We start from the raw sequence: 14,647 nt of genomic DNA on the forward strand, positions 1-14,647 counted from the left end.
TGGCTCATTCGTTCGGGTGTAACGCATTATGTCATGGGCAAGATGTTAGCAGGAGCGATCTCAGCATTTCTAACTACTTTCCTCGGCATCCTGCTATACGCCGTATTCTTGTTATTCCAACTGCCGCTGTTTACCAATATATCTACGGGTGATGCATATGCCGTGCTGTTGGAGCAGAATATGCCTATTATATATATCTTGGCTTGCGCGACGCATCTGAGTATGTCATCTATGCTCTTCGCATGCTTGGCGATATGGGTGTCGGTCCTGATCCCTAATCGTTTCGTCACTTTGGTTGCACCGATCGTGATCTATTTTATGATGTTCCGTTTGACTAGATTTTGGGGATTGCCGGACTACCTTAATATACCGGTCATTATAGAAGGAACGTATGACGCAGGCAGTGCAGCGGCAAGTCTCATAACGAAATGTGTAACGATATTCATTCCCTGCCTTCTCTTAGGCTTCGGCGCGATGAAGTTGATGCGAAGGAGGATCGGCCGTGAATAACCTTAGTACGATATGGCTTTGTGCTCGCTTCAATCTATATAAATGGCTGGTGAATCCACGCATTTATGCTCTTGCGGCCGTCATCGCTGCTTTCTCGCTGTGGATGTTTGCATGGGTATCGGAGTATGCGGCGGCAGTGAAGGTCCCCGTGTCCCCATGGATCTTCCCGTTCACATTCACTTCTCCGATCATGTTTCCGATCTATGGATGCTTAACGATCTTGTTATACTGCGACGCCCCTTTCATCGATCGTCATACGCCATTTCTAGCGATCCGCACCAACAGGAGGAACTGGATCTTAGGACAAATCCTCTATATCGTCATATCCGCGTTCATCTATACCGTATATTTTGCGGGGATGTCGATCATTGCGCTTATACCGAACGTGCGGTGGATGAGTGACTGGGGTGCGGTACTGAAGACCCTTGCCTATGACCCCGTAGGTCCCCAGAAATACGGAATAACGCATCTCCTTAATATCGCCGATCCAGTGATCAGTTCCTTCACCACTGTTTCAGCTATGGGGATCAGCCTGGCACTATTTTGGCTGGTGACGATGTTCGTTGGCCTCCTCATCCTGTGTTTCAATGTCGTTATAGGCGGGCAGGCCGGGGTGGTGGCTGCTGGAGGGCTTACCTTTCTGTCTTACTTCTCTATATTCGTAGGACGTCTGGCGCATGGCGATGTGATCTATTACTTCTCACCGATCAACTGGATCAGTATGTTCTATCTAAACTGGGGCGGGGATCCGATGATTCCGTCCCCATGGTATGCAGTCAGCGTACTCATAGGAGGAATCCTCATCTTAAGCGTGATCACGGTGTATGTCTCTTGCAAGCAAGACTTAGATGCGCATGAAAGGAGAGTATAGATGAGCAAGTATATCGTAGAAGTGACGAATGCGGTCAAGCGATTTAGGGAAACGACGGCACTTAATCAGGTTAATATTAACTTCGAGAGGGGCCGTATACACGGGATCATCGGGAGGAACGGCTCCGGCAAGACCGTGCTTTTCAAATGCATCTGCGGTTTCATGCAGTTGGATTCAGGATCGATCCGGATCGACGGTAAACCAGTGAAACCGGCACAGGCCCAAGATATCGGCATCATCATCGAAAACCCCGGGTTCATCGGCTCATTAAGCGGGTTCAAAAACCTGCAGCTCCTGGCATCGATCCGCCGCAAGCTGAGCAAGGAGGATATCCGTCAAGCGCTGCTGCAGGTTGGTCTCGATCCGGATAACAAGAAGCAGGTGCGGAAATATTCGCTCGGCATGCGGCAGCGATTGGCCATAGCTCAAGCCATTATGGAGAAGCCGAAGCTGATGGTGCTCGATGAGCCGATGAATGGGCTGGACAAGCAAGGCGTGTCGGAGATGCGGGATTTGTTCAAAAAAATCAACGAGGAAGGGACGACGATCTTAATGTCCTCCCACTATGCGGAAGATATAGAGGCGCTCTGCGATACGGTCAGCGAGATGGACGGCGGCGTTTTAACGAAGATTAAGACCCTGTGAGCTTGTGCAGTGTTTGCAGCAAGCAGTTCAAGTGTCATTCCATATAGATTCTATTTTGTAGAACGTTTTATATTGGTGCGGTGTTGTATAAAGTCATAGATGAATAAGCCTATTCCTATAACAAGGAAAATAACGACAAAGAAGTTCTCAAACAAACCAGGGTATTCCGTGTCAAGATGGATGCCGCCTTTAATGCCGATCAATGAGATTCCGGTAGCGATTTTGGCTGCTATTCTTTCTAAAGTGTGCAATAGACCGGCTACAATAAGAGATACAAATCCGTAGAATCTAACATGCATCGCAAAATAACCTCCAAAAATATGAATTGATTCCTAATTACAACATGACAATTATATGATATAATGAAAAATGAAGTAAAACAATCAAAATTAATATTGAAAATGTGGTCTTTGCTGAATCAAAGTCTCAACCACCTATACAGCAACAATTGAATGGAAAGGTCCTGATGCTCCTTACATTTCTAGGGTATATTATTGGACTGGATTTTATGATACAGGAACGTATTCAATAGAAGGTTATGGTAATTTCTCTGGTGATCTGTATGGTCCATATACAGGCAATTATTTTGAACCAACCCATTATCTCCAATGGTCATTAGACATTCTATAATTCCAGAAAAACTTGCTTAAAATGATTCATATCGGTTCTTTCCAACATGGGAAAGAGCCGTTTTTTGTTTGGTTTGACGCGAAGAAATATTAAGTAGTTTATATAGTTGAATTCTGATTATATATAGTTAGTATATTGTCGGTTAGAAACAACCAGCGTTATGCCGGACAAGTTCTGTGATACAATGAAGGGAACGTGACCAATAGTGAGGGGAAGCAGGATGAGATTCGTATCATGGAACGTTAACGGGCTGCGAGCTTGTGTGGGCAAAGGATTCATGGATTACTTTAAGCAGATCGATGCGGATGTGTTCTGCATTCAAGAGACGAAGCTGCAGGAAGGGCAGATCGAACTGGATCTGGGCGGGGAGTATCATGATTATTGGAATTATGCATTGAAGAAAGGGTATTCCGGCACGGCAGTGTTCACGAAGAAGGAACCGTTATCCGTGCGCTATGGCATCGAAGAAGATTCGGAGGATGAAGGCCGCATCATTACACTGGAATATGAGCATTTCTATCTGGTGAATGTCTATACGCCCAATTCGCAGCGGGATCTGGCGAGACTGCCGTACCGCCTGGATTGGGAAGATCGGTTCCGCGGTTACCTGCAGCAGCTCGATGCGGTCAAACCCGTCATCGTGTGTGGAGATTTGAATGTGGCCTTCCGGGAAATCGATCTGAAGAATCCCAAATCCAATGAAGGTAATTCCGGTTTTACGAAGGAAGAGCGGGAGAAGATGGTGAAACTGCTCGAAGCAGGGTTCACCGATTCCTTCCGTTATCTGTATCCCGATCGGGAAGGTGCCTATACTTGGTGGTCGTATATGTTTAAAGCGCGGGAAAGGAATATCGGCTGGCGCATCGATTATTTCCTCGTATCCAACCGCATCGCTCCATATATCATGGACTCGCGGATGGATGCCGAAGTGATGGGCAGCGATCATTGCCCTATCGTGTTGGAGATGGCGGATGATTTTGCAGATGCCATCGGATGATTTTCGCAAAGGTAAGGTGAAGGGTTGACAACCAAAGGGGACTTTGGTATGTTAACCTCAGACCAAATATCCAACGTTGGATATATAAGATTGAATATGAATGACATCGAAGGGATGATCATGATCTAACGATAGAAAGGCGTGAGGATGTGACGGACCTCATCATCTTGGCTCTGCTTCGAAGCCGGCCGATGCACGGCTATGAGATTCAGCAGGCGATTCAGTTGAGCCGTATGGATGAATGGACGAATCTCCTGTCGGGTTCGATCTATTATTCGCTTAACAAATTAGAACAGGAAGGGTATATTCGCACCGAAGCAGAAGAGCGCACGGGAGCCCGGCTGCGGAAGATCTATGCGATCACGGATCGGGGAGAGGAGAGATTTAAAGAGCTGGTGCGGGAGTCCCTCGGTCTTGCACCGCATTCGGTGAAGTCTGATTTTGCTGTCGGCTTGAACTGGATTGAGGCGATCCCAAAGGAGGAAGCCCTGGCGATCCTGGAGGACAATCTGGCGAACTTGGAGAAGACGCTTCAGAACTGGCAATACGGCAAGGAGGTCAAGTCCGAATACGGCCTTACGCCTTATGCGGTTGCTGCCTTTGACAATGCGATGGCGATCTTAGAGCAGGATATCAAGTTTGTCAAACAGATTATGGAGCTGGTGAAACATTCGTCATAGCCCGCTGTTGACATGCTTCGTTGAACGTATTCCTCGTCGTCTTGACTAGGACGGCGGTTGTTTTGGATCGATATCCAAGATTGGATATATAACATTGGTGAAAGGAGTGTCCCATGATGACTCTCATGGTCGAAGCCAAAGGACTGGTGAAGCGATATGGAGAGCGTGTCGTGGTCAATGGTCTGGATCTGACGGTGGAGGAGGGAGAGGTGCTGGCGATCATCGGACCGAACGGGGCGGGGAAGTCGACCACCCTCGATATGATCCTCGGGATCAAACGGCCGGATGCTGGTTCTGTGATGTATTGGAGGGAGGATGCCAAAAGGCAGATCGGTGTGCAGCTGCAGGCGACGCCCTTTTTCCCCGGATATACGGCACTGGAGAATCTGCGGATGTTTGCGGTGTTCTATGGGCTAAGGCCCACGAATGCAGAACTGATGGAACACTTGAAGCGGCTCAATCTGCATGAAGCAGCGCACATCGATGCTTCCCGTCTCTCCGGCGGACAGCAGAAGAAGCTGGCCATCGCGATGGCCCTGCTTCATCGGCCAAAGCTGCTCTTCCTCGATGAACCGACGGCCGCCCTCGATCCGCGGGCGCGCCGTGAGATCAGAGAGCTGATCCGCACTCTGGCGGAAGCGGGGACATCGATCGTGCTCACCTCCCATGATATGGAGGAAGTGCATAAGGCGGCGACGAAGGTCGTGCTGATCAATCGCGGGAAGATTGCGGCCTCGGGCACGCCTGACGAATTGCTGGCGCAGTTTGGGGTGCAGGATCTGGAAGAGCTGTATATTAAGCTGACAGAATCGATCGAAGAAGAACCGGCCTTAGGCGCGGTGTATTCAGGAGGAGGATCGCTGTGATCACGATTGCACGTACGATGCTGGCGGGGATGTTTCGCGATGTGCACACATTGGTTTGGACGATTATTTTTCCCATCGCTGTGCTGCTTGGTCTGGGGTTGTATATCAATGACTTAGCGTATTCGCAGAGACTGCTTGCCGGCGTGTTGACCACGAATGTCCTGTTCGGTTCGACGATGGTGACGGCTTTCTATGTGATGGCCCATCGCAATCGAGGCATCTACAAACTGCTGCGGGTGACACCTTTCTCCACGGCTGCTTTCATAGGCTCCGTTACCGCTGCCCGCACCGTGCTGGCGCTGCTTGTCAGTTTCTTCGTGGTATTGATCAGCATCGCAGTATTAGGCGTTCGGGTCAGCATCCTCGGCATCCTGCTTATGCTGCTGATCCTGCTCGTCGGCACCGTATGCATGACGGCGATTGGCTTCATCGCGGCGAACCTCTCCAGGAATGAGAGCAATGTCAATATGATTTCGAATCTGATGTGTTTTCCGATGCTGTTTACAAGTGAAGCATTCTACAGCTTGCAGCATGCTCCGACTTGGGTGAAGATCGCAGGACATGTTCAGCCGTTCTACTATTTCGTAGAGGCGATGCAAGCAGCCGCGAAGCCCGTTGTCCAACTCGGTGATGTGCTTCTGCCGCTTGCCGTCCTCACAGGTTTTACGCTCGTCTGTCTGCTCATCGCGGTGCTGACCTTCCGCTGGGATACCGATGGCATCATGCTGTATAAGGGCGGGAAATCGATCTCCGTGCGGCCGCCTTCTATCTAGTATGTCTATTAAGTGTTAGTTGGACTTGACACAAGAATCTTAGAAGATCTGGTTATGTAGATGCGGTGAATAGGGAGGGCGCCTGCCTTCCTATCGCCGCTTTTTTATATAAAGTGAAGAGTTACAGATCAGGGCTGCGCCAATGTTGGCTGACTGTTCTGCGTATGGTCGTATGATGGGGAATAAAAAGGAGTGATGTTTAGAAGCAATAATTTTATAAGTAGAATCTAAAGTTTTATAAGTGAAGAATCAAATGATAGTTTGGTAGAATAAGACATGAAAGCGCAATAAAAGTAAACATCCATCTGGTTCAGGGTGTGGAGAGATAGACTTCGAGGGTCCAATCGATCAGGGAAGGAGGAATGCTCGTAAGATCGATGCGGTAAGATGGATCGCCGGTGATGGATGGTTGTGCTTATTGCATCATGAATCGCTGAAATTCAATCATTAAAGGAGGAATCAATTATGAAGCGAAGCAGAATAAGATTGCTGCTGTACGCGGTGATCTGTTTGGCGCTTGTGCTGCCTCCAGTAGTCGCTCAGGCACAGACAGTCATCACGGATAACCAGATGGGCAACCACGACGGGTATGATTATGAATTCTGGAAGGACAGCGGCGGCTGGGGCCGTATGACGCTGAACAGCGGCGGAACATTCAGTGCCGAATGGGGCGGAATTAACAACATCTTGTTCCGCAAGGGAAGAAAGTTCGATCAGACACAAACTCACCAACAGATCGGTAACATCACGATCGATTATGGCGTGAACTATCAACCGAACGGCAACTCTTATCTGGCCGTCTATGGCTGGACGGTAGAGCCGCTGGTAGAATACTATATCGTAGAAAGCTGGGGAACATGGCGTCCTCCGGGTGCCCAGTCTAAGGGAACCGTTAATGTAGACGGCGGTACTTACGATATCTATGAGACGACTCGGGTGAACCAGCCTTCGATTATTGGTACGGCTACGTTCCAGCAGTATTGGAGTGTCCGGACATCGAAGAAGACAAGCGGTACGATCTCTGTATCAGAGCATTTTAACCATTGGGAAAGAATGGGCATGCGGATGGGCAAGATGTATGAAGTTGCCCTGACGGTGGAAGGCTGGCAGAGCAGCGGAAGCGCTGACGTATACAGAAATAACTTGATCATCGGCGGCGGCGGAACTCCCGGCCCTGGACCTCAGCCTGGCCCTGGACCTCAGCCTGGACCTGGTTCGGTAAGAGTGGAAGCGGAGAGCATGAGCATCAGCGGTCCTTATGCGAATACGATTAATAATCCGTTTAACGGCGTTGCCTTGTATGCTAACGACGATAAGGTCAGCTTCACACACAATTTCACAAGCAGCACCAGCAACTTCTACCTCCACGGTGCATCGAATAACAATAACATGGCAGAAGTCGATCTCTATATCGGCGGTGAATATAAGGGCACGTTCTATTACGGTGGAACATATCCCTGGACATCTACGATTGAAAATGTAAGCCATGGAACAGGCAATCAGTTGGTTGAGCTTATCGTTACAGCCGACAATGGTACATGGGATGCGTTTATCGATTACCTTGATATCGAAGCGATCGGCGGCAATGACGGCGGCGGCACTCCTGGCCCTGGACCTCAGCCTGGCCCTGGACCCAGCCCTGGAACGCCGGTAAGAGTGGAAGCGGAGAGCATGAGCATCAGCGGTCCTTATGCGAATACGATTAACAATCCGTTTAACGGCGTTGCCTTGTATGCTAACGATGATAAGGTCAGCTTCACACACAATTTCACAAGCGGCACCAGCAACTTCTCTCTTCACGGTGCATCGAATAACAACAATCTGGCCCAAGTCGATCTCTATATCGGCGGTGAATATAAGGGGACATTCTATTACGGTGGAACGTATCCTTGGACGTATACTATTGAGAATGTGAGCCATGGAACAGGCAATCAATTGGTTGAACTTATCGTTACAGCCGACAATGGTACATGGGATATATTTATCGATTACCTTGAAATCCATTGATTCCATCATCACACGGAAAGATCAGTGCTCAGATCAAGATCCTGGCAGGGGGATTCCTTGCCGGGATCTTCATTTTGTGAAACATAATTCGCAGGGATGCCGTCTAATATAGTGACTAGTGACAAGCCAGTATATCTGACAGGAGGAGGATCGCATATGAGACGGACTTTCATGCGATGGTTGGCGCTCCCGCTCGTCATGATGCTCGCGTTCAGCAGTCAGGCAGCAGCCTTCAGCGATCTGCCGGAGACGGATGAGGCGAGGGAGAAGATCATCCGTTTGCAGGAGCAAGGGATTATCAATGGCGTGAATGGTGCTTTCTTCGGCGATAAGGAACTGACCTATGCTGAGGGTATTCACATGATCGTGAAGGGGCTGGACCTGAGTCTAGATGCACATCAAGTTGAGAAGGCGCCGAAGGCCGAAGATTACTATGATCATGTTCCGGAGGATGCTTGGTATGCAGAATCACTCATCATCGCAGCCGCTCACGGACTGGAGCTTGGCCGAGACCTGGATCCGCATGCGGTCATGACGAGAGAAGCGTATGCCCATTATCTGATCGAGGCGCTTAACACAACGGGTGTTTATCCGTTCACGCTCATCTATCTTGTTATCAATGACGAATCGGAGATTGCCCCTGCTTATGTGAACAATATTCAACTGCTGCTGAATGCGGGGATCGTTCAGCTGGATGAGGAGCTGAATTTCTATCCGAAACAGCCGATCACCCGCAGGGATGCGGCGCTCTGGCTGCATGATACGATCGAGTTTAAGAACCAATCCCAAATCGTACAATCCGGGACGGATCCTGAGAATGGGGAAGTGACCTTCGAGGTCACTCCGATCAACGAAGAAGTCAGCAAAGTTACAGTTTATTGGGGTGAACAGCCGCATCCGGGGTATGGAATCCGGATCAACGCGATAGAGTTCGTGCATGAAGCGATGACGGCGGTCGTCTACTATGAGCGCCTGTATCCTGATCCGGATCTGATGTATCCACAAGTGATCGTCTATCCGAAGGCTGCTGCATATGTACCTGCTGGATACAGCGTTGTGATCGACGAGCGCGCATCGGAAACGGATTCGAAGATCATACCGCCGAAACCGATCGAGCTTGAACCGCCGATCAAGATCGAACCGCCTGTGAAGAGGTTGAAGTGATAGAGGTAGAAGATAGATCATGATGGCAGAAGATTCATGCAGTTCGTTGGCGAAACGGACTGCATTTTTTTGTATGGAAGGAACGTATTTTTTGTATTCGTATGGAATAACAAAGGTAAGCGTGGCGGCGGTATCGAAGATATACTCGAATCTGTCATCGAAACGCACACAATGTCAGGCTGCCTCCGGCGTTCGGTGGTACCATCGGATTAGGAAGGTGATCAGGGTGGAATGGCTGAAGCGAATGCAAGCCGCAATCGATTATATGGAAGACCATATGGATGAGCGCATCACGATCGAAGAAATCGCGAGGGCCGCGTGCTCGTCAACGCATCATTTCCAACGGATGTTCTATATGCTCTCAGGGGTGACCGTCGGCGAATATCTGCGCAGGCGGAGGTTGACGCTGGCGGCTCAGGAACTGGCCAGTTCCTCATCGAAGGTAATCGATACCGCGCTGAAGTACGGATATGATTCACCGGAATCCTTTGCTAAGGCATTCCGTAAGGTGCACGGTGTATCGCCGTCGCAGGCGCGCCATGCCGGAGTGAAGCTGAAGGCCTTTCCGCGGATCGCCATCCAGATCATGTTGAAGGGAGATCAGGAGATGGATTATCGCATCGTGGAACGAGAGGGTTTTACACTGATTGGGAAAGTGATCGAGACGACTTCTGCAGGCGGCAAGAGTTCGAAGGAGATCACGGAGTTCTGGAGAGCATGCTTCGAGCAGGGAGTGATCCAGCGTCTGAGTGAACAGATCGAGGAAGAGAAACTGTATGGCGTGGTCTATGGGTTCGACTGTGAGCAGGACAGCTTCAAGTATATGATCGCCGGTCGAGCGGCCCGAGGTGCGCTGGCGGATCATCCACAGGCCGCGGAAGTTGGTCAGGCAGCGGAGGCAGATTCTCAGACAGCGGATGAATTCAAGACGCTTGAGATTCCCGCATCAACATGGGCAGTCTTCACCTGTGTCGGTCCGATGCCGGGAGCGATCCAATCGTTGATCCATAGGATCTATCAGGAGTGGTTCCCAGCGACGGGATATGAACATGCGGGGACGCCGGAATTTGAACTGTATCCGCCCGGCGACAGTTCGTCGGAAGACTATCAATGCGAGATGTGGATTCCGGTGATTAAGAAGGAATAAGGAAGTTGTACGGCGGATGATGAATGAGGATGGATGAGTGGAAATGGGAAGGGACAGCTCGCTTGTGCGGGCTGTTTTTATTTTGGGGATGAAGATCGGCGGCGGGACAAAATGCAACATTTTTAACTCTTGATTACATTATTGTTAATTTATAATCTATTAGATGATACAGAAAATTGGGAAATGTTTATTAAATATGTAAAAATACTGAGAATGACACGAATATTGAAAGATGATGAAGAGGTGAATTGACTTGAAGCAGTGTTAACTTGAAACGTTCTCCAACAAAAAATGATCACGAATAATGGAGGATGGATGATGAGTAGAAAAATTTTTAATTTGATTTTGATCATTACTGTTATAACCAGTTTGGTTACAGGTTGGGTGCCAGCAGCGCTGGAGTACAATCATTATGCAAATGTAAATCCGAATCTAGACAGTGATACATATGTTGGTGATGAATTTGAGGATGTAAGTGAAGAGTTGGACGATGATCTGGTAATTGACCATGATGTCGAGGAGTATATGGGATCGGATCAATCGTCAGATGAAGGTGAAGGAGACGCAAGTGTGGATCCGAGTCATGAGGATGACAGCATAGAGGGGGAACCGAGTGACAATCAAAACGACGAACCAGTACCAGATAATGTTGATGAGAACGTTGATTCGGGTCAACTGCAGAATGAAGATGAGGGTGATGAAAGTGAGGATCCGAGCAGCGGGAATGAAAACGGTGTTGGCGAAGAACCGGGTGATGGACAAGGCAACGATCCGGTAGCGGATGATGATACAGATCGGCAGAAGCCGGTAGAAAATGAAGAAGATCAAGACAATATTCCTGCAGAGGAACCTATTACTGAGCCTATTAATGAAGAAGAACCTGCTGCCAATGAAGATACCACACCGCCTACGATTCCTAGCAACCTCAGATATTCAGATTTGACTGATACGAGTGTAACGCTTATTTGGGATGCATCAACCGATGATGTAAGCGTTTTCGGCTAAGTTATCTATTAGGATGGACAAAGGTATGCCACAGTAACGGAAACGGTATATGGAATAACAGGATTGACGCCGGCAACGGAATATTGGTTCAGTGTGGAAGCTTTCGATTCTGCGGGCAATTATTCAGGGCAAAGCGATGCGATTTTGATAGAGACTTTGCCGCACATAAACATTGATCAAGCTCAACATCTAAGTTCTTATCATAATCGCTGGAGCGGTAGTGTGTATTTAGCTGGTGATACTACTTCGCTTTATTATGCAGAATTGGAGGGAGATAAAAATTTTTATTACAACTCAAGGCATTCTCCTGTTGAATGTTTACGACGATGGGGGACGAGTTGTAGACTTTCGCAATCATGGGACGTTATATAACTCTGTATTTCACGTAGAGTATAGTGGAAAATATTATATTGAATTAGGGCCCGGTACGGATACGAAAGGTTATGTATGGATACACGAATATATCGATGATTCTAGTTTTCAATATACAACGCAATTGAGAGGTTCTACTCAGTCGATATATAGTTTGAAACTGAGTAAAGATCGTACCTTGTGGTTCAGTGTGGTAGAGGAACCTGATGGAATAGAATATCTTTATCGATATGACAATCCGAGTTTGTCAGGATATTATATAACACCGTGGAAATCATTTGAGTATACAGCTTCGTCGGATTTGGTCTTCTATGTGAAAGCAGTACACACCAGTGTCCTGCTTGATGAAGGACCGATGGGGAAAGGATGGGTCCATAACTATGAAACCCATATGGCGTTTCAAGAGGATGGAAGCATCAAGGTATATTGGAGTACAAATCAAGCGAATGAATTTGAAGCACAGGATGAACAAACATTGTTTATCTATTTGATGAAGAAACTTTGCCTCTAAAGTCATTGGGTTAACTGCACTCCCATAACCGTAAGAGACATCTCCGTGATGAAGACTAAATGCATCAGCTCTTCAATCAGGTTTTCCTCATCTTCTGTAATTTGTCTTCCCTCTGATAAGGGGAACCCTTTAGGGTTCCCCTTATAAATTTAAATATTGATTCTCTTCTTTATGAGATAGCAGCTTTCTTTTTATTGCGATGTGTTCGCAATATTACATACACCACAAACAAGACCGTCACTAATGCAGGCAATAAGAGAGGAAGCATTAGGTTGCCAATAGAAACCGATAAGATAAAGTGGATAGGTACATTTAATATGGCAATCCCAAGTAATAGTAACACACTGTATCGAACATACAGAGTTTGGAAACTAAGACTCATACTTAACAACGCGTACAAAGCAATTAGAATGAACAATACGATAAATGCGTATTCAACTATTTTGGTTATGTTCCCAAACTGTCTAATTGATTCGAAGTCTTGTTCTGTAAGTGAACCTTTAGCTTGCCAAACTTCGGCTCTTTGAAAACGTAAATGATTCATGTAAACAAAAATCAAATGAATACACGCCATTAACACAACATATACTCGCAACATTAAAATGCTTTTTTTGTTATTCGTACTCACTAATCATCACTCCTTCTTATTAACTAATCTAATTAAATTATCAATTATTGATCTTATCGTATCGTAAAATACATATATGGTAAATAATGATTTTTGAATTTCCGATATAAATTTGTTATGGTTTTTTTGTTATTTTCGATCGTTGATCTTTATAACGTATACATATATTATGTCGATTTGTGGATTTTATCGCCGCCTAGTCAATTTTCCCCATCGAACAGTCCAAATATATCCTTCCATCCGCTTTTATATAATCGTTCTGCTGGAGAAGATCGATGAGCTAGGCAATACGACAGACTATCAATATGATGTCAGAGGATATCTGACGAAGGTCATTGATGCGCTGGGCCGTCTGGCAGAACGGAATGACGACACAGGGCTGATTCAGTATCAATATGATGCGAATGATAACCTGCTGCAGATGAGTGAAGATACTTCGGGAACGATTGTACGTGAATATGATGCATTGAATCGCGTTACGAAGTTCATCGATGTATACGACCATGAGATCCAATATGAATATGATGCAGCAGGGAATCTGATCCGTTTGATCTATCCGGATGGCAAGCACGTTGCTTATACGTATGATCGGAACAACCAGATAAAGACGGTTGAAGACTGGTTGGGCAATATTTCTCAGTATGAGTATGATGCTAATGGCAGATTGATCCGTACCGTTAAACCAGATGGATCTGAAGAACTTCGCACGTATAACGAAGCTGGTCAACTGATTCGTCTGTTGAATAGGACGGCTTCAGGGGAAGTGATCAATGATGACCATTATGTCTATGATGCTTACGGCAATGTGATCGGAGAGTCGGATACTGCCTATGAGTATGATGCTCTATATCGTGTCGTCAGCAGCGATGACATGCAATACGAGTATGATGCAGCAGGCAACCCATGTATGGGATGCTGACGGCCATCTGCTTCACGCGATGACTTATGCCGAGGATAACCGTCTGGCGACATACAATGGTCATGCTGTGATCCATGACGCGGACGGCAACATGATCCACGGTCCGCTGCAAGGCGATATGGCAGAGTTCCTATACGACAGCCGCAATCGTCTGATACGCGCTGGCGATCATGTTTATCGTTATGATGCGGAAGATCGCCGGATCGCCCAGATCGTAGAAGGTACGGAGATCCGCTATGTCATTGATCCTGAGGCGTACTACTCTCAACTGCTGATGGAGGCGGATGACCAGGGGAATCCGATCGCGTACTATATCTATGGCCATGGTCTGATCGCTAGAGTGGATGCAGAGGGTGCTTATCAGACGTACCACTATGATCGCAGAGGAAGTACCGTCGCACTAACGGATCTGGCAGGCCATGTAACCGACCGTTACACGTACGGAATATATGGCGAACTGCTGAATGCAGAAGGCGAGACGAAGCAGCCTTTCCTCTATAACAGCAGAGACGGCGTTATGACGGATGATAACGGCTTGTATTACATGCGGGCTCGTTATTATCATCCGGAGATCAAGCGGTTTATTAACCGAGATGTTGTACCTGGGACCATTGCCGAAGCACAAACGCTAAACCGCTATGCCTACGTGAACGGGAATCCGATCAGTTATGTGGATCCCTTCGGCCTTGCCCGTGCCGGTGACCTGACATTCTTGGAGAAGTCGGCTTATTTCCTGCGTGACTTTGTTCGATTTAGAGAGTGCAGTAGAACAGGATGTAAGTATAAACATTATATTGATGGGTACCGATGATGTGGAGAAAGTCAGCATTGCAGCATAAGATATTTTTTGGACAGAAGCTGACTAAGGGAGGGGCTACCCATTGAGTTCTTTAATGTCGAATTTCGCATACTACTTTATGAT

General features: G+C 47.3%; 15 protein-coding genes. 14 read left to right on the forward strand and 1 reads right to left on the reverse strand.

Annotated elements, in window-relative coordinates; translation table 11 throughout:
* The 3 genes from PRECH8_RS13090 to PRECH8_RS13100 all read left to right on the forward strand — a co-directional run.
* On the forward strand, positions 1-510 hold a 510-nt coding region (locus PRECH8_RS13090), incomplete at its 5' end, for a hypothetical protein (protein WP_200967539.1).
* On the forward strand, positions 503-1,381 hold the full coding sequence (locus PRECH8_RS13095; protein ID WP_200967540.1) for a hypothetical protein: 879 nt from the start codon (positions 503-505) through the stop codon (positions 1,379-1,381). The genes PRECH8_RS13090 and PRECH8_RS13095, both read left to right, overlap by 8 nt.
* Entirely contained in the window at positions 1,382-2,026 is a 645-nt protein-coding gene (locus PRECH8_RS13100; protein WP_200967541.1) for an ABC transporter ATP-binding protein, read from the forward strand.
* A gap of 50 nt (positions 2,027-2,076) precedes the next feature.
* Here PRECH8_RS13100 and PRECH8_RS13105 read toward each other — a convergent pair whose 3' ends face one another.
* A complete protein-coding gene (locus PRECH8_RS13105; RefSeq protein ID WP_200967542.1) occupies positions 2,077-2,325 on the reverse strand; it encodes a hypothetical protein in 249 nt (82 codons plus the stop codon).
* Between the two features lie 551 nt (positions 2,326-2,876).
* Between PRECH8_RS13105 and PRECH8_RS13110 the strand changes: the two genes are divergently transcribed.
* The 11 genes from PRECH8_RS13110 (at position 2,877) to PRECH8_RS13165 (ending at position 14,536) form a co-directional block, all read left to right on the forward strand.
* Positions 2,877-3,653 (forward strand): exodeoxyribonuclease III, encoded by a 777-nt coding sequence (locus tag PRECH8_RS13110; protein WP_200967543.1) that lies wholly within the window; start codon positions 2,877-2,879, stop codon positions 3,651-3,653.
* A gap of 149 nt (positions 3,654-3,802) precedes the next feature.
* On the forward strand, positions 3,803-4,333 hold the full coding sequence (locus tag PRECH8_RS13115) for a PadR family transcriptional regulator (protein WP_200967544.1): 531 nt from the start codon (positions 3,803-3,805) through the stop codon (positions 4,331-4,333).
* A 116-nt stretch (positions 4,334-4,449) separates the two neighbouring features.
* Positions 4,450-5,199, forward strand: coding sequence for an ABC transporter ATP-binding protein (locus PRECH8_RS13120; RefSeq protein ID WP_242457586.1), 750 nt, complete (start codon positions 4,450-4,452; stop codon positions 5,197-5,199).
* Positions 5,196-5,972, forward strand: a complete 777-nt coding sequence (locus tag PRECH8_RS13125; RefSeq protein WP_200967546.1) for an ABC transporter permease — start codon at positions 5,196-5,198, stop codon at positions 5,970-5,972. Before PRECH8_RS13120 ends, PRECH8_RS13125 begins: the two co-directional genes overlap by 4 nt.
* 465 nt (positions 5,973-6,437) lie before the next feature.
* A complete protein-coding gene (locus PRECH8_RS14660) occupies positions 6,438-7,979 on the forward strand; it encodes a glycoside hydrolase family 11 protein (RefSeq protein ID WP_371871218.1) in 1,542 nt (513 codons plus the stop codon).
* 156 nt (positions 7,980-8,135) lie between these two features.
* Entirely contained in the window at positions 8,136-9,143 is a 1,008-nt protein-coding gene (locus PRECH8_RS13140; protein WP_200967547.1) for an S-layer homology domain-containing protein, read from the forward strand.
* A 226-nt stretch (positions 9,144-9,369) separates the two neighbouring features.
* On the forward strand, positions 9,370-10,290 hold the full coding sequence (locus PRECH8_RS13145) for an AraC family transcriptional regulator (protein ID WP_200967548.1): 921 nt from the start codon (positions 9,370-9,372) through the stop codon (positions 10,288-10,290).
* 318 nt (positions 10,291-10,608) lie between these two features.
* Entirely contained in the window at positions 10,609-11,295 is a 687-nt protein-coding gene (locus PRECH8_RS13150) for an ICP22 family protein (protein ID WP_200967549.1), read from the forward strand.
* Positions 11,296-11,530: 235 nt separating this feature from the next.
* Positions 11,531-12,178 carry a hypothetical protein gene (locus PRECH8_RS13155; protein WP_200967550.1) on the forward strand — a complete coding sequence of 216 codons (648 nt, stop codon included), beginning with the start codon at positions 11,531-11,533 and terminating at the stop codon, positions 12,176-12,178.
* A gap of 797 nt (positions 12,179-12,975) precedes the next feature.
* Entirely contained in the window at positions 12,976-13,725 is a 750-nt protein-coding gene (locus tag PRECH8_RS13160) for an RHS repeat protein (RefSeq protein WP_200967551.1), read from the forward strand.
* Positions 13,673-14,536: an RHS repeat domain-containing protein gene (locus PRECH8_RS13165; protein WP_200967552.1), complete on the forward strand. Its 864-nt coding sequence runs from the start codon at positions 13,673-13,675 to the stop codon at positions 14,534-14,536. Before PRECH8_RS13160 ends, PRECH8_RS13165 begins: the two co-directional genes overlap by 53 nt.
* Positions 14,537-14,647: the final 111 nt, after the last annotated feature.

Origin of the sequence: Insulibacter thermoxylanivorax, from assembly GCF_015472005.1 — a bacterium.
In the GTDB taxonomy this organism is placed as follows: domain Bacteria; phylum Bacillota; class Bacilli; order Paenibacillales; family DA-C8; genus Insulibacter; species Insulibacter thermoxylanivorax.